Genomic DNA, 26808 nt, shown 5'->3' with positions numbered 1-26808 from the left:
CTCAACTGAGTGTCGCGAGTCAACAGCAACCGCCCTTCGGCCGGTTGCTCACCGCGATGGTCACTCCGTTCAGCCCTGATGGGTCGGTTGACCTCGATCTGGCTGCTCGCCTGGCTGCTCACCTGGTGGACCACGGCTCCGACGGACTGGTGCTTTGCGGCACCACCGGTGAATCTCCCACCCTGAGCTGGCAGGAACAGCACGAGCTCTTCGAGGCGGTGAAGCGGGCCGTGGAGGGCAAAGCCCTGGTGCTCGCCGGCACGGGCAGCAATTGCACGGCCGAGGCGATCGAAGCGATCGGGCGGGCGGCCGAGGAAGGCGCCGACGGGGCCCTGGTGGTGGTCCCGTACTACAACAAGCCGCCCCAGGATGGGCTGGAAGCTCACTTCCGCGCGATTGCCAAGGCGGCCCCAGGGCTGCCGGTGATGCTCTACAACATCCCCGGCCGCACAGGCTGCAGCCTTGAGCCCCGCACCACGGCCCGGCTGCTCGACCTCCCCAACGTGGTGAGCTACAAGGCCGCCAGTGGCAGCACCGATGAAGTCAGCCAGCTGCGGCTGCTCTGCGGCGACCGACTGGCGATCTACAGCGGCGACGATGCCCTGACCCTGCCGATGCTGGCGGTGGGTGCTGTCGGCGTGGTGAGCGTGGCCAGCCATCTGGTCGGGCGCGAAATCCAGCGCATGATTGCGTCCTTCTTCGCCGGTGAGCTGGCTGCGGCTCTGGCCCTGCACGAACGCCTGCTGCCCCTTTGCCGGGCCCTGTTCGCCACCACCAATCCCATTCCTGTCAAAGCTGCTCTTGAACTGGAGGGCTGGCCCGTGGGGTCCCCCCGTCTTCCGCTGGTCTCCGCCGACAGCGACGTCCGTGCCCGATTGACCTCCGCCCTGGCTGCCCTGCGTCCCACCTGACGCCATGGCTTAGCTCCAGCGCAGTGCGGCCTGGAGTTCTCGCAACAGCAACACCCTGATTCCGTCTATCTGTTCTTCAACCCGTCGATTCACTCCCCATGAGCTCAAGCAACAACAAGACATCCCCCGCCAACAAACAGCCGGCCCTGCGGGTGATTCCCCTCGGCGGCCTTCATGAGATCGGCAAGAACACCTGTGTTTTTGAATATGGCGATGAGCTGATGCTGGTGGATGCCGGCCTGGCCTTCCCCAGCGATGGCATGCACGGCGTCAATGTGGTGCTGCCCGACACCAGCTATCTGCGTGAAAACCAGAAGCGCATCCGCGGAATGATCGTGACCCATGGTCACGAAGATCACATCGGCGGCATTCCCCACCACCTCAAGAACTTCAGCATCCCTGTGATCTATGGCCCGCGGTTGGCCATGTCGATGCTTCAGGGGAAGATGGAGGAGGCTGCTGTCACCGATCGCACCGTTATCCAGACGGTGAGCCCCCGGGATGTGGTCAAGGTTGGCCAGCACTTCCAGGTGGAGTTCATCCGTAACACCCACTCGATCGCCGACAGCTTCAGCCTGGCGATCACCACCCCAGTGGGCGTGGTGATCTTCACCGGTGATTTCAAATTTGATCACACCCCTGTTGATGGTGAATACTTCGACATCCAGCGGATGGCCCACTACGGCGAGCAGGGCGTGCTCTGCCTGTTCAGTGATTCCACCAATGCCGAGGTGCCCGGATTCACCCCGCCCGAGCGGTCGGTGTTTCCGAATCTCGATCGTCACTTCGCCAATTCTGAAGGCCGGGTGATCGTCACCACGTTTGCCAGTTCCGTCCACCGGGTTTCGATGATCCTGGAGCTGGCGATGAAGCATGGCCGCAAGGTTGGTCTGCTGGGCCGCTCCATGCTCAACGTGATCGCCAAGGCGCGTGAGCTTGGTTACATCCGCTGCCCTGACGAGCTGTTTGTACCGATCAAGCAGATCCGCGATCTTCCCGATCGTGAAACGCTTCTGCTGATGACCGGCAGCCAGGGTGAACCGCTCGCCGCCCTCAGCCGCATTTCTCGTGGAGAGCACCCTCAGGTGCAGGTGAAATCCACTGACACGATCATCTTCTCCGCCAGCCCGATCCCCGGCAATACCATTTCGGTGGTGAACACCATCGACCGGCTGATGATGATGGGGGCCAAGGTGGTTTATGGCAAGGGCGAAGGCATCCACGTGTCAGGCCATGGCTGCCAGGAAGACCACAAGTTGATGCTTGCGCTCACCCGGCCCAAGTTCTTCGTGCCTGTCCACGGGGAGCACCGCATGCTGGTGTGCCACTCGCGCACGGCCCAGTCGATGGGGATTCCCGCCGACAACATGCTGATCATCGACAACGGCGATGTGGTGGAGCTCACCCCCACGAGCATTCACAAGGGGGATCCGGTCAAGGCCGGCATCGAACTGCTGGATGCCTCCCGCAACGGCATCGTCGACAACCGCGTGCTCAAGGAACGTCAGCAGTTGGCCGAAGACGGCGTGATCACCCTGTTGACCGTGATCAGCACCGATGGAGTGATGGGTGCTCCGCCACGGGTCAACCTGCGCGGTGTTGTCACCACCGCTGATGCCCGCCGGCTCTCGGTCTGGGCCGAGCGGGAGATCGGCTGGGTTCTGGAGAACCGCTGGAATCAGCTGGCCCGCAACACCGGTGGCACGGCTCCCGAGGTCGATTGGGTGGGCGTTCAGAGGGAGATCGAGGTGGGCCTTCAGCGCCGCTTGCGGCGCGAACTGCAGGTGGAGCCCTTGATCATCTGCCTGGTGCAGCCAGCTCCGGCGGGCACCCCGGCCTACAAGGGCCGTGCTGATGCCGAGCCCGACAGCCGTCCAGCCCCCCGCGGCGGTCGCCGGGAAAGCTCAGGACGCGAACCTGTGATCCGCAACCACGCACCTGCTCCCCAGCGGGTTCAGGCTTCTGGTGTTGTCGCGGCGACGGCCACCACGCCTGTCGCCGTCATGACCCCCGTAAGCGCACCCGCCGTGGAGGCCGCAGAGGCCAAGCGGGAGGAACCGGAGATGCCCGCCAACCGGGTGCGTCGTCGTCGCTCCACCGCTGCCAGCTGAACGGCAGCGAGCTGGGCGGCCCCGCTGCCGCTCAGCTCAGCACCACCCGCAGCAGACCCTTGGCCAGCTCAGCCTCCTCCTCTGGGCTGAAGCGTCTTTGGTCGGGGACATCGCGGTCGGAGCTGGAGGGTTCGGCCAGCACTTCCACCCGCACAGCTTCCACTGCCGGGGGAGTCCCGTCCACGCTGCTCACGTCTTCGAGGTCGCTGTCCGGAGGAGCCGGCGCCAGGCTCAGGGGGGCTGACCCCATCGATGCCAGATCCGTGGCCCAGGGCATGGCGGCCGCCTCGCCGGGTGTGGGTCGGCTCTGCTCGCAGAGTGCCAGTCCCTCGGAGGCCAGATCGTTGTAAGTGCTCCCCTTGGCGGCGGTGCCTTCCACTTGGCGATACAGCTCGCCGGCGTCTGCGGGCTGGCGCAGCCCATAGAAGTGAATGTGCCCCAGCAGCAGCTTTAGCCTCAGGCTGTGGGGATCACTGTCCTCAAGTGGTGTGGTCTCCAGCAGGTCCTGCCCCTCCTGCAGGGCCTCGGCGAAGCGGCCCTGGCTGTAGGCCAGCTCCACACCCTTGTAAGCCTGATCGAAGCCGCTGGTGGTCATCGGTTGGAGGGGGCTGAGGCCGCACCGGGTTCGGCAGGGCCGGATGGATCCCCGTGCTCGCTCTGAACCGGTTGTAGCCGCAGGCTCTGCCGGTCCCAGAGGAGACTCCTGCCTCCGGGCAATGCCAGGCTGCCAGGCCCCTGACTCAGCGGCAACCGGCGCCGCAAGGATTCAAGGCTCCGGGCCCCCAGCCGCACCCCGATGCTGCGCTCCAGCCAGAGATCGAGCAGCTGCTCCTGACAGCTGGCGGAGAGCTCACTGAGCCGTTGGCGGTGCAGTCCTGGTCCCAGCTCAGGCTGGCCTGCAGCCGAGGTGGCAGCTGGCGCCTGCATGGCTGTGAGGGCCAGCAGGGCCAGCTCCTCGGTGAGGCCCTCGCTGGCTTCCAAGCGTTCGGCCGTGGCGCTCAGACGACGCCATGCTCCGGGATGGAGCTGCTCGAGCACCGGCAGCACCTCCTGGCGCAGCCGGTTGCGGCTGAAGCGGGGATCGTTGTTACTGGGATCCAGCCACAGGGGCAGGTGCCGCTGCTCGCAGAAGGCTGCGGTTTCGGCTCGGGAGAAGCCGAGCAGGGGACGCACCAAATCAATGCTGCCGCTGAGGGGACGGCGTGCGCGCAGGCTGCTCAGCCCCCGCAGTCCGCAACCTCTGGCCAGGTTGAACAGCAGGGTCTCTGCCCGATCACTGCCGGTATGGCCAGTCACGACGCGGGGGCAGTCCAGGCTCAGGGCCTGCTGGTTCAACCGCTCGTAGCGCCAGCGGCGCCCAGCCTCCTCATGGCCGGCGGCGGGGGCGGCTTGCCCAGCGGGGGCGTTGTCCACCAGTATCGGCAGGCCCAGGGCGCCAGCCCAGGCCGCCAGCTCGGCGGCCTGATCGACGGCTTCCTCTCGCCAGCCGTGGTTGCCGTGCCAGAGGTGCAGCTCCCAGTCGTGCAGGCGTTGCAGCTCCAGCAGCAGGACCGTCAGGGCCATCGAGTCCTGGCCACCGGAGATGGCCAGCAGCAGGCGGCTCCCCCGGGGCAGAAGCTGGGGGTCCACCAGCAGTCGCCGGTGCAGCCGGTGCTGCAGGGGACCCCATGGGAGAATCGCTGTCACCTGCCCCGCTCGCCGATGTCGCGCCTCACCAGCCTGCCCGCCCCCCTGCAAGCGGCGCTGCAATCCCGGCGGCTGTTGAAGGTGATCGCCGGCTTGCGCAACTTCGAGGCGGCCAGCGTCGAGCGGATCAGCCGGGCCGCCGGAGCCGGTGGTGCTGATCTGCTCGATGTGGCCTGCGATCCCGATCTCGTGCGCCTGGCAGCTGCGGCTTCCGGCCTGCCGGTCTGCGTCTCGGCAGTCGATCCGGAGCTGTTCCCCGTAGCCGTGGCTGCTGGCGCAGCGATGGTGGAGATCGGCAATTTCGATTCGTTCTACCCCGAAGGTCGGATTTTCGGCGCCGAGGAGGTGCTCGCTCTGACCCGGCGCACCAGGGAGCTGCTGCCGGAGGTGGTGCTCTCGGTCACGGTGCCCCACGGGCTCCCCCTTGATCAACAGCAGCAGCTGGCCATCGATCTTGCCGCCGCCGGCGCCGATCTGATCCAGACCGAAGGCGGCACCAGTGCCCGTCCCTCTAGTCCCGGGATCCTTGGCCTGATTGAGAAGGCAGCGCCCACCCTGGCGGCGGCCCACGCCATCAGCCGGGCGGTCGAGTTGCCGGTGCTCTGCGCCTCCGGACTGTCTGCCGTCACCCTGCCCCTGGCCATCGCTGCCGGTGCCCATGGTGTGGGTGTGGGCTCGGCCGTGAACCGGCTCGATGATGAGCTCGCCATGGTGGCGGTGGTGCGCGGTCTGCGTGAGTCCCTGGCCCCGGCGCGGGTGTCGGTCGGCTGAGGACCCCGAAGGCCACGCCTGCTTGTGACGGTTCAGCACCCCTGACTTGGACAAGTCAGGGGGCTTTGATTAGCGTGATCCCGACTCCGGAATTTTTGCTATGGGCCCGTTCCTCTGGATTCTGCAATGGCCTATCCGGGCTCTTGTGCTGCTGTTTGTGGGGGTCTTGCCCCTCGGAGTCGAATTCAACAGTTTTGGCACCGCCCTGCTCTCAGCAGCGGTGATCGGCCTGCTGGGAACGCTGCTGATCTGGCCGTTGAGGCTGGTTCTGGCGCTGCCCTGGGCCCTGACCAGTCTGGGCGGGATGGTGACACCGATCACCGCTGTCTACAACTGGGTGATCACGATCGTGCTGTTTGCCCTGGCGGCCTGGTTGATCCAGGGCTTCCGGCTCAAGAACGGTCTGATCAGCGCGGCCCTCGGCGCCATCGTTTACAGCGTGCTCAGCACCCTGATCCTGGGCTGGCTTGGCCTTGATGTGAGCTTCACCCGGGCGTCGGCCGCTCTCTCCGCGGCAGTCGGCGTCGGCTGAGTGATCTGAGGGCCTGCGGAAGCTGGGCAGTTGCCGCGGTTCATGCGGTTGATGCGGTTTGCCGACCGTGTTGCAGGCGGTCACAAGCAGGGGCTGATTCCTAGGATCAGTTTTGTCTTTATCCAGGGGCCACCTGGAACCAGCGGCCATGGCGCGCTTTGAGCTCCAGGCTCCCTACGAGCCCAAGGGCGATCAACCAACGGCCATCGAGGCCCTGGTGGAAGGTGTCGATGGGGGTGAGCGCTACCAGACCCTGCTGGGGGCCACGGGCACCGGCAAGACCTTCACCATCGCCAATGTGATCGCCCGCACCGGCCGTCCGGCCCTGGTGCTGGCCCACAACAAGACTCTCGCGGCCCAGCTCTGCAATGAGTTGCGGGAGTTCTTCCCTAACAATGCTGTCGAATATTTCATCTCCTACTACGACTACTACCAGCCGGAGGCCTATGTTCCGGTTTCAGATACCTACATCGCCAAAACGGCTTCGATCAACGAAGAGATCGACATGCTGCGGCACTCCGCCACTCGTTCGCTGTTCGAGCGCCAGGATGTGATCGTGGTGGCTTCGATCAGTTGCATCTACGGCCTCGGTATTCCCTCGGAATACCTGAAAGCGGCGGTGCGCTTTCAGGTGGGCGAGCCTCTCAACCTGCGAGGTTCCCTGCGCGAGCTGGTGAACAATCAGTATTCCCGAAACGACATCGAAGTCGGGCGTGGCCGCTTCCGGGTGAAGGGAGATGTGCTCGAGATCGGCCCAGCCTACGAAGACCGGCTGGTGCGTATTGAACTCTTCGGTGATGAAGTCGAGGCGATTCGATATGTCGATTCCACCACCGGCGAAATCCTGCAGAGCTTAGAAAATATCAATATCTATCCCGCCAAGCACTTCGTCACCCCAAAGGACAGGCTCGACTCGGCGATCGCGGCCATCCGCGAGGAACTGAACCAGCGCCTTGAGCATCTCCAGGGCCAGGGTCGCCTGCTGGAGGCCCAGCGGCTGGAGCAGCGCACCACCTACGACCTGGAAATGTTGCAGCAGGTGGGCTACTGCAATGGCGTCGAGAACTACGCCCGCCACCTGGCAGGCCGCCAGGCCGGTACACCGCCCGAGTGCCTGATTGACTACTTCCCCGACGACTGGCTGCTGGTGGTGGATGAGAGCCACGTCACGTGTTCCCAGCTCCATGCCATGTACAACGGCGACCAGGCCCGCAAGCAGGTGCTGGTGGAGCATGGATTCCGGCTACCCAGTGCCGCCGATAACCGTCCGCTCAAGGCCGAGGAGTTCTGGTCAAAGGCCCGCCAGACCATCTTCGTCTCAGCCACTCCAGGAGCCTGGGAGATGGACCAGAGCCAGGGTCATGTGGCTCAGCAGGTGATCCGCCCTACTGGCGTGCTTGATCCGGTGGTGGTGGTGCGCCCCACCGAGGGCCAGGTGGATGACCTGCTCGGCGAAATCCGGCTGCGGGCTGAGCGTGATGAGCGCACGCTGATCACCACCCTCACCAAACGGATGGCCGAAGACCTCACCGATTACCTAGCGGAAAATGGTGTAAGAGTGCGCTATCTGCACTCGGAGATCCATTCGATCGAGCGGATCGAAATCATCCAGGATCTGCGCAACGGCGACTTTGATGCCTTGGTGGGGGTGAATCTGCTGCGGGAAGGTCTGGATCTGCCGGAGGTGTCCCTGGTGGCGATTCTTGATGCCGACAAGGAGGGATTCCTGCGGGCGGAGCGCTCCTTGATCCAGACCATTGGCCGGGCGGCTCGTCATGTGGACGGGATGGCCCTGCTCTATGCCGACAACTTCACCGACTCGATGGCCCGTGCCATCTCCGAAACCGAAAGGAGGCGGGCGATCCAGCAGACCTACAACGAGACCCACGGCATCACCCCCAGCCCGGCCGGCAAGCGCGCCGGCAATGCCATCCTCAGCTTCCTGGAAGTGTCCAGACGGGCTCAGGATGATGGGCCGCAACCCGAGGCCGAGCAGGCCTCGTTCGCGATGGTGCCCCTCGATGCCCTGCCGGAGCTGATCCTGGAGCTGGAGGACAAGATGAAATCAGCCGCCAAGAACCTGGAGTTCGAAGAGGCCGCCAACCTGCGCGATCGCATCAAGAAGCTGCGTCAGAAGCTGGTGGGGAGGGCATGAGGCGAGGGTGTCTGGCTGCAACCTCTTTGAGCATCTTGAAACTCAGCGTCCGGAGGCCTTGAGTACAATCTTTATCGTCTTTAACAGGATCAGCAGATCCAGCCAGGCGTCACTGTTGCGTAGGTAGTAGAGGTCGTAGCTCAGCTTCAGTTCGGCGTCTTCCACGGTGGAGCTGTAAGGCATATTCACCTGGGCCCAGCCGCTCAGGCCCGGGCGGATCCGGTGCCGCAACCTGTAGTTGGGAATCCGCCGCTCCAGGTCCGTCTCCAGTTCGGGGCGCTCTGGCCGCGGGCCGATCAGGCTCATCTCCCCCTGAAGCACATTGATCAGCTGAGGCAGCTCATCGAGGCGGGTGCGCCGCAGCCACTGGCCCACCGGCGTGATGCGTCCGTCGTTCGGCCCGGACCAGATCGCTTCCCCCTCGTCCTCTGCATCGGGGACCATCGTGCGCAGTTTGATCACTTCGAAAGGCTTCCCCTGCAGGCCAGTGCGCAACTGGTGGTAAAGCACCGGCCCTCCGTCGCTCAGGCGGATCAGCACCGCCGCAACGGCCAGCACCGGGGCGCAAAATATCAGCAGCAGGAGGCTCACCACTACATCGGCATAGCGCTTGAGCTGGCGCTCGAAGCCGCCACTGCCCTGATCGCCGAGATCGGAGAACAGCAGCCATCGATCCACTACCCAGCGGGGCGGGATCCGCTGCAGCTCCTGCTCGGCTGCCAGGGCCAGGGAGGTGACCGGTCGGCCCTCCCCCAGGGCCAAGACGCAGGCGTCGAGCCCATCGGGCTGGTTCAGCACCCCCTGGCTGAGAGCAAGGCCACTGCTCTCGTTGCCCGGCGGCCCAGCCACCAGCTGGGCCATGTCCTGGCTGAACGAATGGATGGGGGGAGCCTTGATCGCACCGATCCGCTCCCATTCGCTGCGGATCGCCTCTTGCTCCTCGGGGAGGCTGACGATCTCCCACTGGTCCTGTCGGGTGGCGTGGGCCAGCTGGCGCAACAGCAACCGCACCCCACCACTCCAGAGCGCCGCCAGGGCGAACAGTGGCAGCAGGCTGCCGCGGTGCAGCAGGGTCACTTCGGGGGGCGTGCGCAACAGCCAGCCCAGCACTGCAGCACTTGCCGTAGTGGCCGCACTGGTGATAGTCAGGCGCAGCACAAGCTGGCTCCAGCGCAGACGCCGCAGCTTGACCAGGGTGAACGATCCGAACAACCAGCCGAGGCTGAGATACATCGCCACCAGCATCACCAGCAGGGGCAATTGATTTTCGAGGAAGCCATCCCGCTCCCGGTCGATCCAGGCGGCCAGCAGGGCGACGCCGAGGGCATCGAGTCCTGCGGCCAGGGCCAGCCAGCGGCGGTGACGGAGCCAGTGCACTAGGCCATGGCCTCCACCGCAGCGGCTGTGTGGCCGCCCAGCTGGAAACAGGCATGAACCGCCTGCAGAGCCCTGACCCCATCGGCTTCCGCCACCACACAGCTGGTGCGGATTTCGCTGGTAGCGATCATCTCGATGTTCACCCCGGCCTCAGACAAGGCCCGGAACATGCGGGCGGCGGTGCCCGGGGTGCAGGGCATGCCGGCACCCACGGCGCTGACCCGGGCGATGGCCAGGCCTTCCTCGAAGCGTGCCTCCGGCCAGGGGGCAAGCACCGGTTGCAGGGCCCGGCGGGCTCGGTTGAGGTCGTCGCGGCGCAGGGTGAAGCTCATGTCACGTCTGAGCTGGGGGGCTGAGCCATGGGTACGCTCCGACTGGACGATGGTGTCGAGGCTGATGCCGGCATCGGCCAGGGCGCGGCAGACGGCGGCGGCGGTGCCGGGGCGATCGGGCACCTCTCGGACCACCACCTGGGCCTGGTCGCGGTCGAGGGCCACCCCGCGCACGGCCGGATCATTCACGTTGCAGGGGAGCGGGTTCTGGTGCAGTTGGTACTCCTGCAGTTCGAACACCTCGGCGGCGGCGCGCAGGGCCCGAGCTCCCTGGTTTCCCTCCACCAGGCAGCTCACCTTCACTTCGCTGGTGGCGATCATGCGCAGGTTGATGCCGTAGCGGGCCAGGGTGTCGAACAGGCGCGCGGCGATGCCGGGCCGCCCCATGATCCCGGCCCCGGAAATGCTGAGTTTGGCCAGCCCCGCCTGGGCGCTCAGGGCGCTGTCCTCCACCCCCAGCGCTTGCAGCAGGCCCCGGCAGACCTCCTGGGCGGCGTCCAGCTGGCTCTCCGAGAGGGTGAAGGCGATGTCGTTGCTGGCGCCGACGTGGGTGGCCTGCACGATCAGATCCACATTCAGCTGGGCTTCGGAGAGGGCTTCGAACAGCAGGGCGGCCACCCCGGGGTGATCAGGCACCCGGGTGAGGGCCAGCACCGCCTGCTGGCTTTCCAGATCCGCCCCGTCCACCGGGCGGCCCAGTTCCAGTCCCTCGTTGCCGATCGGCCGGGGCATGCCGCTGGTGAGCCGGGTGCCGGGCGCATCGCTCCAACTGGAGCGCACCACCAGGGGCACGCCGTAGTTGCGGGCGATCTCGACTGCCCGGGGATGCAGCACCGCCGCACCCAGGCTGGCCAGCTCCAGCATTTCGTTGCAGCTCACCTCCTCCATCAGCTGGGCATCGCTCACCTGGCGCGGGTCGGTGGTGAGCACTCCGGGCACATCTGTGAAGATTTCGCAGACGTCGGCCCCCAGGGCGGCGGCGAGGGCCACGGCGGAGGTGTCGGAGCCGCCTCGGCCCAGGGTGGTGATCTCGGGCGTGCCGGCACTGCCGCTGCTGGTGCCCTGGAAGCCGGCCACCACCACCACCTGGCCGTCCTCGAGCCGTTTGCGCAGCCGGTCGGTGCGCACTTCAAGGATGCGGGCGCGGCCGTGGGCTGATTCGGTCACGATGCCCACCTGGGCCCCCGTCATCGAGACGGCCGGCACACCGAGGCTGTGCAGGGCCATGGCCAGCAGGGCGATCGACACCTGCTCGCCCGTGGCCAGCAGCATGTCCATCTCCCGCTGGGGAGGATCAGGGCAGAGCGCCCGCGCCAGGGAGGTGAGCTCATCGGTGGTGTGGCCCATCGCCGAGACCACGATCACCAGGTCGTGGCCCCGCTCCCGGCTGGCGGCGATCCGCCGCGCCACCGCCTGGATCCGCTCCACGCTGCCGACGGAGGTTCCCCCGAATTTCTGAACCAGCAGGGCCATTCCGCTCGGCAGACGTGATGTGATGCGGCGATTATCGGGCGGTGGCCAGCAGCAGCCCATCTCTGAAGGCTTCACCGGCCTCTGCGCCCCGTTTGAGAGCGGCCTCCACCTCCAGCACCTGGGCCAGCAGGGTGAGCAGTCGGGACGGGGTCCGTCCGCGGATCTGCCGGCGCATCACGTAGATCCGCTTGGGGTTACCGATGCCGGCCGCCTTGGCGATCACGGCCACGTCCTGCTCGCCCCGGCTCTCCAGCAGGCAGACCCACAGCCACCCCCTGACCTGGCTGGTGAGCGAGGCCACCAGCCGCAGGGCCGGCTCCCCCGCCTGCAGCAGGTCGTCGACCAGGGCGATGGCCTCACCGGCGTTCCCCTCCAGCAGGGCATCCCCCACCGCCAGGGCGGTGGTGCTGTGGCCACCCACCAGGGCCGTCACCGCCGCCACCTGAACAGGTGCCTCGCCGCTGTAGAGCGCCAGCTTCTCCAGCTCGCTGCTCAGCCGGGCACTGTCGCTGCCGATCGCCTCCGCCAGGGCTTCGGCGGCCCCCGCCGCCAGGGTCACCCCCAGCTCCCGCGCCGTGCGCGCCACCAGGTCCACAAGCCCAGCCCCATCCCAGGCCGATGGCAGCTGAAAACTCGTTTCCAGGGCCCGCTGTCTCAGGGCCTTGGTGGTGCGCAGGCGGGCATCTGGTTTGCCGCTGCTGGCGAGCACCAGGTGGCAGCTTTCGGGAATCAGGTCGAGGCAGGCATCAAGCTGGCTGGCCAGCTCGGCCGAGCAAGCGCTGGTGAAGGGACTGCGCTGCAGCAGCACCAGCCGGGCACCGCCGCCGAAGGGCGGCGTGCGGGCCTCACTCAGGGCCTGCGAAGCCTGGGCGGCGTCGGAGCCGTCGAGGCGGGTGAGGTTGATGCTGTGCCAGGCCGGATCCACTTCCCTGTTGATCAGGTCTTCGATCGCCCGGGTCCTGGCGGCCTCGTCGTCACCCCAGTAGAGATGGATGGGCATGGGGCGGCCTGGCTTGGATCTGGATCATCCGATCTTCAGTGAAAGTGTGAGGCGCATCCGCCAGTGGCTGGGCCCCAACGATCTGGATCCGGTGCAGCAGGAGGTGCTTGAGCGCCTTGTGCACAGCAGCGGTGATCTGGCCATCGCGGCCGACCTGCGCTTCAGCGCCGAGGCCTGCGCCCGGGGATTGCAGGCCCTGGCGGCCGGATCGGTGATCCTCACCGACACGGCCATGGCCGCTGCGGCCGTCACACCGATGAGCCGGCGCACTTTCGCCAACCCGGTGCGCAGCATCCTCGAGTGGGCGCCGGCCGTTGCGCCGCCGGGAGGCACGCGCACGGCCGAGGGCATGGCGGCGGCCCTGGCGGCCTGCCCTGGGGCGGTGGTGCTGATCGGCAGTGCCCCCACCGCTCTGGAGCGCCTGCTCGATCAGCCCGGCGGCGCCAGTCAGCCGGCCCTGGTGATCGGCATGCCGGTGGGCTTCGTGGGGGTGGCGGAGAGCAAGCGACGGCTGGCCGCCAGTGATCTGCCCCAGATCCGGCTCGAGGGCAGCAAGGGCGGCGCCGGCCTGGTGGGAGCCGCCTGCAATGCCCTGCTCCGCCGGGCCTGGCTGGATCGCTTCTGACAACCGAGGCCCTAGGCCGCGGCCTGAAGTCCCACGGCCACATGGCTGTTGGCCTCGATCCGTCCGAGCACCTGGCGGGCCCGCTGCACCACCTGGGGCGGCACGCCTGCCAGCCGGGCCGCCTCGATGCCGTAGCTGCGGCTGGCGCCGCCCGGACGCACCTGATGCAGAAAAAGCAGGTGATCGCCCGTTTCCTCCACCAGCACCTGGTAGTTGGCGACGCCCGGCAGCAGTGAGGCCAGTTCGTTGAGCTCGTGGTAGTGGGTGGCGAACACCGCCCGGGCCCGCAGCCCCGCCGCCAGGTGCTCCGCCACAGCCCAGGCGATCGAGAGACCATCGAAGGTGGCGGTGCCGCGGCCGATCTCATCGAGCAGCACCAGGGAGCGGTCGGTGGCGTGGTGAAGGATGTTGGCGGTCTCGGCCATCTCCACCATGAAGGTGGATTGGCCCGTTGCCAGGTCATCGACGGCCCCCACCCTGGTGAAGATGCGATCGGCCAGGCCCAGGCGGGCCGATCGGGCCGGGATCCAGCTGCCGATCTGTGCCATCAGCTGCAGCAGCCCGTTCTGGCGCAGATAACAGCTTTTGCCGCTGGCATTGGGTCCCGTGAGCACCACCAGGTCGGGGCGCCCCTCCTCCCCCAGGTGCAGATCGTTGGCGCTGAACGTCTCTTCCACCAGCAGTTGCTCCACCACCGGGTGCCGTCCCGCCTCCACCTGCAGGCAGCGGCTGTGCTCGAGCTGCGGTCGGCAGTAAGCGTGGGTGGCGGCTACCTCCGCCAGCGAGGCCAGGGCATCGAGGCCGGCCACGCGCCTGGCGGCCTGGCGGATCGGTCCAGCCAGCTCCCCCACCTGCTGGCGCAGCTGGCTGAACAGCTCGTATTCCCGCTGGGCGGCCCGGGCCCGCAGCTGCAGGATGCGCCCTTCGCGGGCCTTGAGCTCGGGGGTGACGAAGCGCTCCTCGTTGGCCAGGGTCTGGCGCCGGATCCAGTGCTCGGGCACCCGCTCGGCCCGGGCCCGGCTGACTGAAAGGAAATAGCCGAAGCTGCGGTGAAACTGCAGCCTCAGGGCAGGGATGCCGCTGCGATGGCGCTCCTCCTGCTCCTGGGCCGCCAGCCACTGGTCCTGATCGTCGAGCCGGTTACGCAGCCCATCGAGGCGGCTGTCGACTCCGTCGTGGATCAGGCCCCCCTCGCTGAGGCTGAGCGGTGGTGCCACCACCAATGTGTGCCGCACCAGGGCCGCCAGCTGCGCCAGCTGCGGATCGCTCTGTTGCAGGGGGCCGAACACGGCCGCGTCCACCGACTCCAGCAGGGCGGCAAGGCGTGGCAGGCGCTCCAGTCCATCGGCAAGGGCCACCAGATCGCGGGCAGAGGCGCTGCCGGCCCCGGCCCGGCCCGCCAGACGCTCCAGGTCGCCCATGGGCCGCAGCAGCCGGCGCAGGGCCAGCCGCAGGGGCCGTTGTTGCACCAACACACCTATGCCTTCCTGACGAACCTCGATCGCCCTGAGGTCCATCAGGGGGGCTTCCAGCCAGCGGCGCAGAGCCCGGGCCCCCATGGCTGTCATGGTGCGATCCAGGGCCCAGAGCAGGGACCCCTGAAACTGGCCGTCCCGCTGGGTCTGGGTGATCTCCAGGTTGCGGCGGGTCTGGGCGTCGAGCACCAGCTGATCGTTGCGCTGCACAAGGGTGGGCCGATCCAGGGGGATTTGACCCAGGGTGTTGCGGCTGGTGCTGGCAATGGCGGTGGCTGCAGCTGGCTCGTCGGTGGCCGGCTGGGTGTCATCGAGATAGCGCACCAGGCCGCCGGCGGCCCTCAGGGCCAGGGGCGCCTCGCCCAGGCCGAGGCCCTCGAGGCTGGCCAGCTCGAAGCGCTCCAGCAGGGTGCGGCGCGCCTCCGGCAGGGTGAAGGGGGTGAGCGGCAGCGGCGTGCGGTGGATCGACTCCGGCGCCCAGGCCGGCGCACTCGGCTCGGCACTGGGCCAGAGCAGCTCGGCCGGCTGCAGCTGCAGCAGGTCCTGATGCAGCTGATCACTGCCCTGGCGCTGCATCAGCTGGAACTCGCCGGTGCTCACATCGGCCACCGCCAGCCCCCACTGGCCCTGCTCCAGCACCACGGCCGCCAGCCAGTTGTTGCGGCGTGCCGCCAGCATCCCCTCCTCCAGCACGGTGCCGGGAGTGAGAACGCGGGTGATCCCGCGCCTGAGCAGGGCGCCCGGTGCCGGTGTGCTCTCCAGCTGGTCGCAGAGAGCCACGGAGAAGCCGCGGCGCACCAGTTCGCCGCAGTAGCGCTCGGCGGCGTGATGAGGGATGCCGGCCATCGGTACCCGTCCGATCCGTTTTCCCCCCTCCTTGCCGGTGAGGGTGAGCTCCAGCAGCCGCGACACCCGGATGGCGTCCTCGAAGAAGCACTCGAAGAAGTCGCCTAGGCGGTAGAGCAGCACCCGCTCGGGATGGGCGGCCTTCAGCTCCACGTAGTGACGCAGCACCGGCGGCAGCGCCTCAGGATCCACCAGGCTGTGGTGGTGCCAGGGGGGCAGCGCGTCGGCGGGATCCCTATCGACCGGCTCTGTGCTTTCGGCTTTGGGATCGGCTTCCCTGGAGTGGCGCTGCCGGGGGCGGGCGGCGGCCTCGGCGATCAGGGCCTCGTCGTCGAGCTCGGTTTCGGCCGGGGCAGTGCTCACTGAGTTGAGCGTGGATGCTCCAGAGCCAGGGGCCGCTGAAGGCTCGCTGGGGCCGAACAGGCTCCCCTGCACCGTCGCAGAGGCGATCAGAGACAACTGTGTCTGGGCTTCCTCCGCCACGCTTCGCCCGCACCAGAGCGCGATCGTAGGTGGGTCAGCTTTTTTCTTTCGGCAGCCAGTTCACCCCGGCGAGCCCTTTGAAATCCGCATCCTGAGTGATCAACAGGGCATCGAAGGCCCTTGCGGTAGCAAGCATCACGCTGTCGGCCATGGGCAGCTTGAGCTCAAGACTCAGCTGGGCTGCATGGAGGGCGATCTCGGTGCTGAGGGCGACTACCTCTGCCCGCTGCATCAAGGCGATGGCCTGCAGGGCGGCTCCTTCACCGTGCTCCCGCATGACCCACTTGAACACCTCGAACAAGCTGAGGGTAGGGACCACAAGCCTCTCGGGCTGGTCGATGGCTTCGGCGAACGGCTCAGCGTTCGGGCCACCGGTGAAGAACTCGATCCAGCCTGAGGAGTCGACCACCAGCCGCTGGTTCACTGCTGGTCTTGCTCCCGCTCGAAGTTGTTGGGGCCCTTGAGAAACCCGCGCAGGGCAGAGGCGGGTTGGAGGGGAAGCAGCTCGATGCGATCGGGCAGGCAGATGAGCTGAAGCACTTGGCCGGGTTGCAGGTCGTAGTGCTCTCGTACGGCCTTGGGCAAAACCATCTGGAATTTGGAGGACAGCGTCGTCGTGGACATTCCGCTGGGAGGAGCATCGATCCTTCAATCGTAAAATGGTTCTGCCCGACAAGTTGTGAAGGATCGAGAGCCGCCTTCTGGATCGGCCGTAACGGCGTGAAACAATCGTTTTCCAGCACGCACAGGCCCCGCCGGACCCATGCAGATCCTCAACACACTCACCGTTCTGGCCCTGGTGGTGATGTCGTTTGCCCTCGTGGTCGCGGTTCCAGTGCTCTACGCCAGCACCGACGACAGCGGTCGCTCCAACCGGCTGATCCTGCTGGGCGGTGCCGCCTGGGTGGCCCTGGTGCTGCTCAACTGGGGCATGAGCTATTTCGTAGTCTGAGCAGGCCCGCCGCACCAGGCCCTTGGCCGTTTTCGAAGGACGCTTCACCGACGTCAGCGGCTTGCGCATCGCCATCGTGGTAGGTCGTTTCAACGATCTGGTCACAGGCAAGCTGCTCAGCGCCTGCCTGGATGCTCTCTCCCGCCACGGCATCGACACCAGTCCCAGCAGCGAGCAGCTGGATCTGGCCTGGGTACCAGGCAGTTTTGAGATTCCTCTGGTCGCCCAGCGTCTGGCCGCCACGGGCCGCTACCAGGTGCTGATCACCCTCGGCGCCGTGATCAAAGGGGATACACCCCATTTCGACTATGTCTGCGCCGAGGTCAGTAAGGGCGTGGCTGCCGTGTCGCGCAGCACCGGTGTGCCGGTGATCTTCGGCGTGCTCACCACCGACACCATGCAGCAGGCCCTGGAGCGGGCGGGCATCAAAAGCAACCTGGGCTGGAGCTATGCCCTGCAGGCGCTTGAGATGGGCAGCCTGATGGCGGTATTGCCAGTCGCGCAGCCGGGTTGAGTCACGAGCAAGAGGTGCGCCTGCTACTGATCATTGTGGCCTTTCACCCTGGAGAGGAAGAAGTGGAGGCGCTGGCCACTTGTTTGGCTCAGCTATCGCCATGGATCAGCTATGTCGTTGTGGCAAATGATCACCGGGAGGGAGAGCCGGTGGATCGGCTGGTTGAGGGCGCGGGCCTGTTCCTGTCCTGCGAGCGCAATCTCGGGTATGGACGAGCTGTGAACCGAGCTGTGCGCGAGGTGGAGCGACGCTCTTGCCTGCCAGAGTGGATAGGCGCTCTCAACACCGATCTCAGCTGGACTCCTGGCAGTTTTGAAGCCTTGCTGGCTTGGTTGGAGGGGCAGGCGGACGTAAGCCTGGCAGTGCCGAGGATCACTGATCCTGCGGGGCAGTCCCAATTGCTCTGTAAACAGGACCCCACCCTGCTTGGTTTGCTCAGCCGGCGCTTTCTGCCGGAGTTTCTGAAGCCCGCCGGGTTACGTCTCTACGATCGCCGCTATGTAATGGCGGATCAGGATCTTCACGCGGTCTTCGAAGTGCCTTACCTGAGCGGTTGCTGCATGCTGATACGCACGAGTTCGTTCCTTGCAGTGGGCGGCTTTGATGAGCGCTACTTCCTTTACTTGGAGGATGCGGACCTGACCCGCCGACTTCGCGAGCACGGGAGAACTGTGCATCTGCCCGTGGCCTCGGTGGTGCATGCCTGGGGGCGGGGCAACTACCGAAGCTTGCGACTGACCCTGGTTAATCTGCACAGTGCCTCAATATACTTTCGCACCTGGGGATTTAGGTGGCGTTGATTTTGGTTGTTGGAGGGACGAGACCGGCTGCGCCAATGCCTTGGCGTAGACCCGTCTGTAGGCAGCCAGCATTGCCTGGGCGCTGAACTTTCCTGCCGCCAGCGGCACGAGCTGGCGGTGGTGCCAGAGCAACTGTGGATTCTCCACGTAGGCGAGGATTGCCTTCGCGAAAGCCTCTATTGGAACACGGCCCTGAATCAGGGGAATCGTGCAGCCGGCACTGCCTTGTGGCGTTGCCAGCATGCTGGCAATCTCACCGATGTCGGAGGCGAGATAGGGCGTGCCGGCCGCCAGGCATTCGATCAGGGTCAGGGGTTGGCTTTCCCCTGCGAAGAAGCTGGGAAGGATGCCGAGATCTGCCGTGGCGAAGAAATCCCGGCTGTTGGGCTGCAGGCCCAGAAAGTGAAGCCAGGGGGTATCGGCGTGGGCTCGCAGGCGATGACGCTCGGGTCCCTCGCCGATGATCAGCAACTGCACGTCGCGGCTGGTGCCCGCCCGGGCGAGACTTACGGCCTCAATTGCTTCTTCCCAGCCCTTTTCACGGATGGCACGGCTCACTAGGCAGATCACGAAGGCGTCATCGGCCAGGCCAAGACGCCCCCGCGGCACGGGGGTGATCGGCATGTCGTCCACTGCATTGGGGATCTTGGTGAGACGCTCTGGAGCGATGCCCAGTTCCAGCAGTGCCGGCTTGTTTCTTTCGGCAACATAAGTAGCCTGGTCCAGCCAGGGGCCCAGCAGGCCCCTCAGTTCCCGCAAGCGCCCAGAGCCCAGGGTGTCGTACATTCCGTGGGAAGTTACCACGTGCCGCACCTCACAGAGCCCTTGCAGCAGCTCGCAAAAGGTGACATCCACCCAGGCATGGTGGGTGTGGAGAATTTCGATGCCCAGGTTCTGAATCAGAATCGACATGCTCTCCAGGGATTCCAGTTCCATTAATGGAATGCCAGGCAGCAGCATTGAACGAATGCCCCAATTGGTGGGATATTGCCGACAATTAAGCAGAGTCACCGCATAGCCGGCTTGGTGGAGCATGTTGGCCAGACGGATCGGTAGGATTTCTCCCCCGCCGGGGATCAGTGCATAGGTTGCGATCATCACGTTGGGCAATCGAGCACTTTCCATCTCGCCTGCTTCTGGCGCCGCCGGGTGGATGCTCAAGGCTTCGATGCCGGCTTGAAGTGAACCTGGGATGGGCTCCCTGCGATGGTGCTCCCAACGGTGGATCAGGGAGCGTTGAAGGTGCGCGCGGTGCTTCGGGCTCAGTGCATAGAGACTTATGGCAGTTTCAGCAAGAAGGACGTGTTCCTGCAAATCGCGTTCGCTCCCATGAAGGGATACAGAAGTGTTGCTGGGATGTTGACGGTAGTAGTTGATGGCCTCAGGGCAGTAGGCCGCGAGGCCGGCTCGCACAAGGTGAAGATAGAAATACCAGTCGCCGCACATCCTCAGGCCCAGCCAGGCTGGATCCTCCAGCAGGGGCAATCCCTCCACCCGTCGAAAGACCGCGCCACTGGCATTCACCACTAGATTCTTGTAGTTCCAGACCCGTCGCACCAGCTGATGTGCGGATTCGACGAACGGCTTTTCCCAGATCCTCGAACCCAGTTCAGGCAGGTATTCCGCGAGGCTCCATACCTTTTGCTGGCCGTCTTCGCTCACAAACTCGGTATTGCCAAAGGCCAGCATCACGCCTTCGTTGCGGAACGATGGCACGATCTTCTCAAGAAAGTCCGGGGCGCAGAAATCGTCACTCTCGGCGATCCAGATCAACGTTCCGCTGGCGGCCTGGATGCCTTTGCGCCACTGGCTGAACGGGGATCCGGAGTTGGTGTCGTTGACCAGCAGCCGGGTGATCTCCGGATGCTGACGCTGGAATTCTTGCAGCAGGATCAGGCTGCTGTCGCTGGAGGCATCATCGAGAAGAATCACCTCCAGATTGTTGTAGGTCTGCAGGGCGATGCTCTCCAGTCGCCGGCCAAGGTAAGCGGCGTGGTTGTAGCAGGGCACTACCACGCTAACCCTGGGGTCGCCCGGCGTCTCAGCCGGTGTATCCGTGCGGCGGAAGATGCTCTGGAGGCTCTGGAAGGGCTGAGAGCGAAGACGTTGCAGCACAACAACCGCCCGCCGGCGCAGATGCAGGAAGAGCAGATCGTGAAGGCCTGGTGCCACCGGCCGCACGTGCACGAAGGAGAAGCGCCTGGTCTTTCTGGCTAGACGTCGTGCCTGATGGAGAGGGCGGAAGTTGCCGATGCTGCTCCAGTCCCTATGAGAGCTGATGGGGTGATCAAGCCGCTTTCCATTGCTGGAGGACCTCCGGGGGAGTACGACCCTGGAGAGCCGAATGCGGTCTGTAGACGTTATACTTGATTCGGTGCTGCTTTGCCAATACCTTTGCCCCTGAATCGGTACGAAAACCTTGCTCGGACTCTGTAGTATCAGACTGTAGATGGAGTGGTTACACGATCAGAGAAGCGGCAGAAGGCGAACAAGTCTTTCTCGTCGTTCGATCACGAAGTCAAGCAAAGCCACCCAGGTTTCTGCAATCTGTTGTTCAGTGAGATTGAAACGACGCTGTGTTGCTTCGGTCTCTTTCTTAGAGAGCCAGTGCGCTAGCCACACAGGCACTAACGCTTCGAACCGCAGAACCGTTTGCAGAAGGTAGCCAGCTTCCACCTTCTTGGGGTCACCTTGCCATTGAGTTGAATACAGCCCATCCAGGTAGCGCGTCATCACTTGTAGTTCGAGGAATTCTGCCTGCTGCATGTCGAAGCAGAAATTGAGCAGGCTGCCCGATACAAGATCCGCTGCGTCTGCGCCAACTGGCCCTGGGCCGGCAAGTGCCCAATCTACCGCTACGATCCGGGCAAATGGTTTTGTTTTTTTTTGGATGATTAAGTTCAGTCGATGGGTATCGTGGTGGCAAAAGGTCTGTGGCATGAGGTGATACTGCTCAATCAGCGATCCAGCCTCCTCCAGTAGCTGCAAGACATTTTGTAGTTGACGCGCCGACACATAGCTCTGTGCTGAAGTAATTCTTCTAACGGAGTCGACGCTCGAAAGGCCATACCAGCGAAACCAGTACTTGCACCAGCTCGAAGCAAAGGAGTAAGTTAACGGTGTATCGCGAATTTTGAAAAGTTGTGGCTGGAGCAACGCGGCTGCTTCCCCAAGCCCGAACGCAGCATTTGCATAGCAATTGATTGTCCAGAGCGGCGGCTCATCGGCGATGACATTCTCAAGCCACAACCATATCTTAGAATTCTGACATAGCGTAATGCCGTAGCACTTGGGTGCGGACAGAACGCCGGTCATTGTATCAAGTATCAAGCTTTTATATGCAAGCGCCTCGCGTTGCGCATAGAACCACGTCGACGCTATAGCGGGATCACTCTCTGCAGCAATCAGCTTGACGACCATTGTCCACGAACGGCTTTCACCAGCAATAAGGACCTCACCTTTTATGTGGAACAGACCCTCAGTGCCTCCCACGATCTGAGCGTAGAACAACGCCTGCACTTCCCAATGTTGCAGACTGAGGCTATCGGCCTGAAAATATCTGCGTAACACGGACGCCAGGGTAGCTGGATCGGGTGCTGGGAGCTGTTTGTTGGTGTCTATGACAATGATCCTGAGAGGTATGTGCGTTTGTTGGAAAGTTTCACCGTGCGAGGCAGGTCCCTTGTTTTATCACGATTGTAGCTGGGCTTTCGACTGACTTTGTCGGACACCTGCTTGAAAAGCTCATCAATGACCATTTCAGTGGTTTCATGAGCCCCCCACTGTCAGTTCACCTCTATGGCCTTCGTGGGCAGGCTCAAGGAAAAAGAGATTGAGATCAGCTGGTCGGGTCGTAGACGCTGCTACGACAACATCTTGGTGGAGAGGCTGTGGCGCACCGTCAAGTATGCGGAGGTGTACCTGCGTGCCTACAGCGATGGCTGGGAGGCAGAACTCCCCATGAGGTCTACGCTGAGACCGAACCCTGTTCCTCCCGCCCTGGGCTAACGATGTAAGGGGGCCAATCTGTCCAAGAAAAGGCACCCACCTCACTCTGAACGGGTACAAATGGCTCATGTCAGCTGCAGAACAGGATTTATACTTATCTTAGGAAGCTCTTAGCGGCTGCGGCCGCCCCAATGAAAGATCGCAGATACCAAACGAAAAGCGCTTGCCGTGATCATAGATTCGGATTGCTTTGTAGTCAATTATACGATGCAAGTATCGAAGTCCTTCATCTGGACCTTCTTGCCATATCGAACCTCCTACGAAGTATGTGCCAGGCCGGAGGCTGCCACTAAATCGATAGGTAATCGAAAGTTCGCTAGTCGCTTCAAAAGTGCCAGAACATTCGCCAACTGCCGGATACCGCTGACCTGTTATCTTCATGCCCGTATGTCCACTGATGTGACAGGCGAAGTTCACATCTGTCACGGCCTCATCAAAGAAATACACAACTTGGATCGAGAAGTCTGTGCCGCAGGGAAGCGTATTAACAATACAGCCTCGGTTGTCAGTGACTGTGACCTGTTCGATACGCGCTCCTTCGTCAGGATAGACTACAGATGACTTGGAAATCAGGCTGGCATCGAGATAGGCCTCAGACTCTGAGGTGCCTACGTCGGGTAGCGACTGGACGTTCCCTGGTTCAGTCTGGAGGTCATTGTATTTAGAGCTGTCATCCGCTCGATGCAAGCGTCGAAGCGTTCCTGCAATCACTTCATCCCATTGAGCGTCTGGAACGCGACTTACTCGTTGGTACACAATAGTTACGTCACGCGGCGTTCCAATCAGCCGCTGGCTACCTCTATGCAGCAACAATGTCGAATCACAGTGTTGAACAATCTGAGGGCAGCTATGCGTTACGAGCAGGATTGAAGTTCCTTGCTCCTTCATCCTTTCAATATGAGCATAGCATTTCTTCTGGAACATCTCATCGCCAACGGCGAGTGCTTCATCAATGATCAAAACATCAGGCTTTAGATTTGTTTGTACCGCAAAAGCCAGTCGCATAGCCATACCACTAGAGTACAACTTAACCGGCTGCCGGACGAAGTCACCAATATCTGCAAATGCAAGAATCTTATCGAGACTCGCTTGAACCTCCTGCTTTCTGATGCCAAGAAGAGCTGCATTCAGGAAAATGTTCTCTAATCCTGTAAACTCCGGATTAAAGCCGCTGCCCAGCTCAAGCAAGGCTCCAATACGTCCTTGAGTGATAACATGTCCCGTGGTAGGCCTGATTGTCTGACAGAGAATCTGAAGTAATGTGCTTTTCCCCGATCCATTCTTCCCAATAATCCCTAGAGTCTTTCCCTTTTCAAGTTCAAAATTAATATCTCGCAGTGCCCAGAATTCGCGGTAGCGACTTTTGTTAGGCCTCAATGCCTGGAGTATTCGATCGCTCGGCTTATTGTAGATATGGTAACACTTTGATACTTGCTCGACTCTGATTGCGATCTTGTGATTTCTTTCTGACATGCTAAATGGAGGAGGATGACTTTTGGCCGAAATCAGTTAATCACTAAGGCTAACCACAAGGGAGTGACTTTTTATCTTGGACATCTTACGATTTAGAGTACGTCAGCAAAACTGTAACTAGCCCTCTTGAAGCCTCTGAACGAGAGCTCCATAAAAAGTATAGATGCTGTCGTAGCAACGAGGAGTGTAACTAAGTCAGGGAGTTTTCCGATTATAATAACAGCTCGAGCCTGGTTTATTATTGTAACTAATGGATTAAGCGCGAATAGACCTTGCCACTGATCAGGCAATGTATCAATTGGATAAAAGACACCACTCATAAACACTAGTGCTGTCGTCAAGAGGCTAATGACTTGTTGAGAGTCTCGAATGTAAACCCCTGCTGCCGCTAGGAGCCAAGAAGTGCCCAAAGTGAAGCAAATCAAAGGTAGCCAGACCAACGGAAGAAAAAGACTAGTCATCTTTATTCCATGACCTGTTACTATCAGGAAAAGGAACAATACACCGAGACTGATCAGGGCTTTGTAGAGAGATGTCAGCACCTTGGCGGCTCCAAGGGCCTCAAGAGGAAACCTAAGTTTCGTAACATAGTTAGGGTTGCTCACGATAAGGCCTGGCGACTCATTGGCACACTCGGAGAAGAGCTCGAAGCATATGAGCCCAACGAATAGATTCACGGCAAAACTCGTCTTGTCATTACCCCCCAAAGAGCCCCACCGCGACTGGAAAACAACACTGAAAACAAAAGTATAGATTGCAAGCATGATGACAGGCTGGGCAATGCTCCAGCCAAGGCCAAGCAGGGAGCCTTTGTAGGTCGTTTCAAAATCTCTATTGGCCAAGATGCTGATGAGCTCAAAGGCCTTTCCTAAAGACAGAATTGATCGGAGCTTAATCATGCCTCAGCATAGCAAAGGAACTGATGACCAGTCTTGGTTAGGAGTTTGCGGAATAGCCGCCTGAGCGGGCGCGTTTTCCCTTTCACTGAGCCTATCGATTGCTGAACGGGCAAAGGGTCGCCGGGTGTGACTTCCCGGAGATTTGCGCACATCCCAGACGCCAGTCGTTGCAAGGGGGGGTAGGAACGTTTCCCTGGTTCGAGTACCACCTCAGACCAGACGAACCATGCCATGCCGAATTCTGGCCCTCAGTCCTGGCGTCGCTACTGGATGGCAGCAGCGCTGGGGAGCTGATCCCTGAGCTGGTGCGCCACGGCCTACAGCAGCTGATTGAGCTCGAGGTGGCCGCCGTGCTCGGCGCCGATCGCCATGGGCGTCAATGCCGACGGCCGCCGTGAGCTGCTCGGACTACAAGTGGGTGACAGCGAAAGCGAGGGCTTCTGGAAGGCCATGATTGGTTCCCTCAAGGAGCGCGGCCTTGCTGGGGGCAAGCTCGTGGTCAGCGACGCACACGTGGGCCTGACCAAGGCCATCCGCTGCATGTTCCAGGGCTGCTGCTGGCAGCGCTGCCGCCGTTCATCACCGCTTCGCGGAAGGCTTCCGCCTACGCCAGGAACCCGCTGCAGCGGGTACCCAAGGCCCACCAGGGCATGGTCACGGCTGCCCTGCGCTCGGTGATCAGCCAGGAGGGCGCCGTTGGCCTGGTGGAGCGCTGGGATGACCTGGCCGCCTCACTGGCTGAACGCTTCCCCAAGGCATCTGAGCTGATGGCAGGGGCTAGGGAGGACGTGCTGGCGTTCCGCCACTTCCCGCAGCAGCCCTGGAAAAAAGTCTGGAGCACCAACCTGATCGAGCGCGTCAATGAGGAGGTCAAACGCAGCACCCGCGTCGTCGGTATCTTTCCGAATGACGCGGCCATCACGCGTCTGGTGGGTGCGGTGCTGCTGGAGCAGGACGAGCACTGGCAGCTGGAGGGCCGGCGCATGTTCTCAGCCGACAGCATGGCTGCCATTCCAACCCTGGAGGCACTACCAGCTCGGCAGGACGGCCTGGAAAAGAGCCCACACTCAGGCCTCGATCACCGCTCGGGGGCCGCTACAGCCACAACAGCGACACACAAAGCGGCGAACGCCAACAACAAAGCTATTCTCCACGCGAAAGACTTGACAAGTAAATCGCCTGGATTAATGGTGGAGAAACGAGGCGCAACTGCACCTCAGGAATGACAACACGTGATTCCACCCTGTGGAGAGCACAAGCGCTGAGCTATCGCAACAGGCTCTTAGACAATCACAAAAGGGGATGTCGCCGGAGTAAGGGTTGCCGTAGTAAAAGCTGCAAAATCCACGTCAAGGAGGGTAAAAGTGCCTCCTATGAAGTTTCCGGTCGGATCCATCGTAACTACGACATTCGCTCCGTTGTCGGCAAAGGCGAAATTGATGTCGCTCCTGATCTCAATGAAATCCCTTTTGAAAGCCCCTTCTTCGGTTAGCCTGAAGTCTTTTACTGTGTCATCATTCCCAGACCACACGAAAGTATCAGAACCTTCTCCACCTTCAAGGATGTCATCTCCTTTGCCACCCTTGAGCCAATCATCGGCTCCTCCTCCTTGCAATGTGTCATTGCCAGTCCCGGCCCGAATGAAATCCTTGCCGCCACCACCGGTTAACTCATCGTTCCCTTGGCCGCCATAGATACTATCATCGCCCTCATAGCCCAGCAGCTGATCTTTATCAACTGAGCCTATGATTATGTCTGCACCACTAAGTGTGTCTACGACCAAGCCATAGGGATTCGCGGATTCTAAGGCTGCTTTGAAGACATCTCCTCGAATGTTGATCCCTGAAATCTCATATTCTACTGCTGTGACGTTTGTTGATCCTGCGAACTGCTTGGCGCCAGTAATGGTTGAAGTAGAAAAATTGCCAAGGAAGATGCTGGGAATATTGAATGTTCCATAGACCTCCTGGAGGTTCAAGCCAATGGGAGTGATGCCTGAAAGGACAGATGCAATGGGTACGATGTTTGGAGTAAGTGTGGCAAGGTCTGGCGCCTCAAAATCACCCTGGTTTTGGCCTGGAGGCCGCATATCAAGAGCCTTATTAGCTGTAATTTGGGCCATAACTGTTCCTCAAATCATCTTATTTTCTTTAGAGCATAGCAGTTGGATTTTAAGCTGGCAGAACTTTGAAGTATTTCTTCGCAATGCTTGGTAAATTTAGTTGTGGCGCTGGGGCTATGCGCCGACGCCCAGTGTCAATTTGGTTGTCCAGGTTCTCCCATGGACACAGGGCTGACTGAAAGTACATTCATCCCGTCTCCGCCAGGCTGATGCCGACCCAGCCAAGCATTCGGCTGATGTCATGCGCCACGGCCATCAGGCCA

The 26808-nt window shown here is 62.5% G+C and carries 26 protein-coding genes; 13 read left to right on the top strand and 13 right to left on the bottom strand.

Annotation, left to right across the window (positions count from 1 at the left end; translation table 11 throughout):
• The first annotated feature begins 5 nt into the window (after positions 1 to 5).
• Both dapA and CJZ82_RS05755 read left to right on the top strand, forming a co-directional pair.
• Complete coding sequence (gene dapA, locus CJZ82_RS05760; RefSeq protein WP_094555003.1) at positions 6 to 911, top strand: 4-hydroxy-tetrahydrodipicolinate synthase; 906 nt, start codon at positions 6 to 8, stop codon at positions 909 to 911.
• Between the two features lie 98 nt (positions 912 to 1009).
• Positions 1010 to 3022, top strand: a complete 2013-nt coding sequence (locus CJZ82_RS05755; protein ID WP_094554857.1) for a ribonuclease J — start codon at positions 1010 to 1012, stop codon at positions 3020 to 3022.
• Between the two features lie 31 nt (positions 3023 to 3053).
• On the opposite strand, the gene CJZ82_RS05750 is transcribed toward CJZ82_RS05755, so the two are convergent.
• The gene (locus tag CJZ82_RS05750) at positions 3054 to 3617 is read right to left on the bottom strand and encodes a hypothetical protein (RefSeq protein WP_094554856.1); all 564 of its coding nucleotides are present in this window, start codon (positions 3615 to 3617) and stop codon (positions 3054 to 3056) included.
• Positions 3614 to 4708 carry a tRNA lysidine(34) synthetase TilS gene (tilS, locus tag CJZ82_RS05745; protein WP_094554855.1) on the bottom strand — a complete coding sequence of 365 codons (1095 nt, stop codon included), beginning with the start codon at positions 4706 to 4708 and terminating at the stop codon, positions 3614 to 3616. Before tilS ends, CJZ82_RS05750 begins: the two co-directional genes overlap by 4 nt.
• A 15-nt stretch (positions 4709 to 4723) precedes the next feature.
• Here tilS and CJZ82_RS05740 point away from each other — a divergent pair, with 15 nt between their 5' ends.
• From CJZ82_RS05740 to uvrB, 3 genes are all read left to right on the top strand, one after another.
• Entirely contained in the window at positions 4724 to 5479 is a 756-nt protein-coding gene (locus CJZ82_RS05740; protein ID WP_094554854.1) for a DUF561 domain-containing protein, read from the top strand.
• 100 nt (positions 5480 to 5579) lie between these two features.
• Entirely contained in the window at positions 5580 to 6011 is a 432-nt protein-coding gene (locus CJZ82_RS05735) for a phage holin family protein (protein ID WP_094554853.1), read from the top strand.
• A 148-nt stretch (positions 6012 to 6159) separates the two neighbouring features.
• Positions 6160 to 8166: an excinuclease ABC subunit UvrB gene (gene uvrB / locus CJZ82_RS05730; protein WP_094554852.1), complete on the top strand. Its 2007-nt coding sequence runs from the start codon at positions 6160 to 6162 to the stop codon at positions 8164 to 8166.
• 42 nt (positions 8167 to 8208) lie between these two features.
• Here uvrB and CJZ82_RS05725 read toward each other — a convergent pair whose 3' ends face one another.
• From CJZ82_RS05725 to holA, 3 genes are read right to left on the bottom strand one after another with little or no spacing between them, the layout of a single operon-like run.
• On the bottom strand, positions 8209 to 9543 hold the full coding sequence (locus CJZ82_RS05725; RefSeq protein ID WP_233130075.1) for a sugar transferase: 1335 nt from the start codon (positions 9541 to 9543) through the stop codon (positions 8209 to 8211).
• On the bottom strand, positions 9543 to 11348 hold the full coding sequence (locus CJZ82_RS05720; protein ID WP_094555001.1) for an aspartate kinase: 1806 nt from the start codon (positions 11346 to 11348) through the stop codon (positions 9543 to 9545). Before CJZ82_RS05720 ends, CJZ82_RS05725 begins: the two co-directional genes overlap by 1 nt.
• Before the next feature lie 31 nt (positions 11349 to 11379).
• The gene (gene holA, locus CJZ82_RS05715; RefSeq protein ID WP_094554851.1) at positions 11380 to 12348 is read right to left on the bottom strand and encodes a DNA polymerase III subunit delta; all 969 of its coding nucleotides are present in this window, start codon (positions 12346 to 12348) and stop codon (positions 11380 to 11382) included.
• On the opposite strand from holA, the gene CJZ82_RS05710 reads away from it, so the two are divergent.
• Complete coding sequence (locus tag CJZ82_RS05710; protein WP_094555000.1) at positions 12341 to 12973, top strand: precorrin-8X methylmutase; 633 nt, start codon at positions 12341 to 12343, stop codon at positions 12971 to 12973. The genes holA and CJZ82_RS05710 overlap by 8 nt on opposite strands.
• Before the next feature lie 11 nt (positions 12974 to 12984).
• On the opposite strand, the gene mutS is transcribed toward CJZ82_RS05710, so the two are convergent.
• Genes mutS through CJZ82_RS05695 form a run of 3 tightly spaced genes read right to left on the bottom strand, consistent with a single transcriptional unit; the run spans position 12985 to position 16401 of the window.
• Positions 12985 to 15777 carry a DNA mismatch repair protein MutS gene (gene mutS, locus CJZ82_RS05705; protein WP_233130074.1) on the bottom strand — a complete coding sequence of 931 codons (2793 nt, stop codon included), beginning with the start codon at positions 15775 to 15777 and terminating at the stop codon, positions 12985 to 12987.
• Positions 15778 to 15811: 34 nt separating this feature from the next.
• Entirely contained in the window at positions 15812 to 16186 is a 375-nt protein-coding gene (locus CJZ82_RS05700; RefSeq protein ID WP_233130073.1) for a type II toxin-antitoxin system VapC family toxin, read from the bottom strand.
• A gap of 11 nt (positions 16187 to 16197) precedes the next feature.
• The gene (locus CJZ82_RS05695) at positions 16198 to 16401 is read right to left on the bottom strand and encodes an AbrB/MazE/SpoVT family DNA-binding domain-containing protein (protein ID WP_094554849.1); all 204 of its coding nucleotides are present in this window, start codon (positions 16399 to 16401) and stop codon (positions 16198 to 16200) included.
• A 139-nt stretch (positions 16402 to 16540) separates the two neighbouring features.
• Between CJZ82_RS05695 and psbZ the strand changes: the two genes are divergently transcribed.
• The 3 genes from psbZ to CJZ82_RS05680 are packed head-to-tail and all read left to right on the top strand — an operon-like array spanning position 16541 to position 18043.
• Positions 16541 to 16729, top strand: coding sequence for a photosystem II reaction center protein PsbZ (psbZ, locus tag CJZ82_RS05690; protein WP_094554848.1), 189 nt, complete (start codon positions 16541 to 16543; stop codon positions 16727 to 16729).
• A gap of 22 nt (positions 16730 to 16751) precedes the next feature.
• Positions 16752 to 17243 carry a 6,7-dimethyl-8-ribityllumazine synthase gene (gene ribH / locus CJZ82_RS05685; protein WP_094554847.1) on the top strand — a complete coding sequence of 164 codons (492 nt, stop codon included), beginning with the start codon at positions 16752 to 16754 and terminating at the stop codon, positions 17241 to 17243.
• Positions 17240 to 18043, top strand: a complete 804-nt coding sequence (locus CJZ82_RS05680) for a glycosyltransferase family 2 protein (RefSeq protein ID WP_233130071.1) — start codon at positions 17240 to 17242, stop codon at positions 18041 to 18043. The genes ribH and CJZ82_RS05680 overlap by 4 nt, the downstream gene beginning before the upstream one ends.
• Here the strand turns inward: CJZ82_RS05680 and CJZ82_RS05675 are convergent.
• Positions 18005 to 20215 (bottom strand): glycosyltransferase, encoded by a 2211-nt coding sequence (locus CJZ82_RS05675; protein WP_143593544.1) that lies wholly within the window; start codon positions 20213 to 20215, stop codon positions 18005 to 18007. The two genes, CJZ82_RS05680 and CJZ82_RS05675, sit on opposite strands and share 39 nt — an antisense overlap.
• Before the next feature lie 294 nt (positions 20216 to 20509).
• Positions 20510 to 21613 carry a phosphotransferase gene (locus CJZ82_RS05670; RefSeq protein WP_143593543.1) on the bottom strand — a complete coding sequence of 368 codons (1104 nt, stop codon included), beginning with the start codon at positions 21611 to 21613 and terminating at the stop codon, positions 20510 to 20512.
• A gap of 228 nt (positions 21614 to 21841) precedes the next feature.
• Here CJZ82_RS05670 and CJZ82_RS17685 point away from each other — a divergent pair, with 228 nt between their 5' ends.
• A complete protein-coding gene (locus CJZ82_RS17685; protein WP_143593542.1) occupies positions 21842 to 22051 on the top strand; it encodes an integrase core domain-containing protein in 210 nt (69 codons plus the stop codon).
• Positions 22052 to 22150: 99 nt separating this feature from the next.
• Here CJZ82_RS17685 and CJZ82_RS05660 read toward each other — a convergent pair whose 3' ends face one another.
• Positions 22151 to 23524: an ABC transporter ATP-binding protein gene (locus CJZ82_RS05660; protein WP_094554843.1), complete on the bottom strand. Its 1374-nt coding sequence runs from the start codon at positions 23522 to 23524 to the stop codon at positions 22151 to 22153.
• Positions 23525 to 23616: 92 nt separating this feature from the next.
• Positions 23617 to 24423, bottom strand: a complete 807-nt coding sequence (locus CJZ82_RS05655; RefSeq protein ID WP_094554842.1) for an ABC transporter permease — start codon at positions 24421 to 24423, stop codon at positions 23617 to 23619.
• A 167-nt stretch (positions 24424 to 24590) separates the two neighbouring features.
• On the opposite strand from CJZ82_RS05655, the gene CJZ82_RS18845 reads away from it, so the two are divergent.
• Genes CJZ82_RS18845 through CJZ82_RS05640 form a run of 3 tightly spaced genes read left to right on the top strand, consistent with a single transcriptional unit; the run spans position 24591 to position 25649 of the window.
• Complete coding sequence (locus CJZ82_RS18845; RefSeq protein ID WP_094554841.1) at positions 24591 to 24821, top strand: hypothetical protein; 231 nt, start codon at positions 24591 to 24593, stop codon at positions 24819 to 24821.
• A complete protein-coding gene (locus tag CJZ82_RS19310; RefSeq protein WP_094554840.1) occupies positions 24793 to 25101 on the top strand; it encodes a transposase in 309 nt (102 codons plus the stop codon). Before CJZ82_RS18845 ends, CJZ82_RS19310 begins: the two co-directional genes overlap by 29 nt.
• Positions 25074 to 25649, top strand: a complete 576-nt coding sequence (locus tag CJZ82_RS05640) for a transposase (protein ID WP_094554839.1) — start codon at positions 25074 to 25076, stop codon at positions 25647 to 25649. Before CJZ82_RS19310 ends, CJZ82_RS05640 begins: the two co-directional genes overlap by 28 nt.
• Before the next feature lie 56 nt (positions 25650 to 25705).
• On the opposite strand, the gene CJZ82_RS05635 is transcribed toward CJZ82_RS05640, so the two are convergent.
• Positions 25706 to 26545, bottom strand: coding sequence for a calcium-binding protein (locus CJZ82_RS05635; RefSeq protein ID WP_094554838.1), 840 nt, complete (start codon positions 26543 to 26545; stop codon positions 25706 to 25708).
• Positions 26546 to 26808: the final 263 nt, after the last annotated feature.

It is taken from the genome of Synechococcus sp. 1G10 (assembly GCF_002252625.1).
GTDB lineage: Bacteria > Cyanobacteriota > Cyanobacteriia > PCC-6307 > Cyanobiaceae > Regnicoccus_A.
This window is presented reverse-complemented; position numbering and strand designations above follow the sequence as displayed.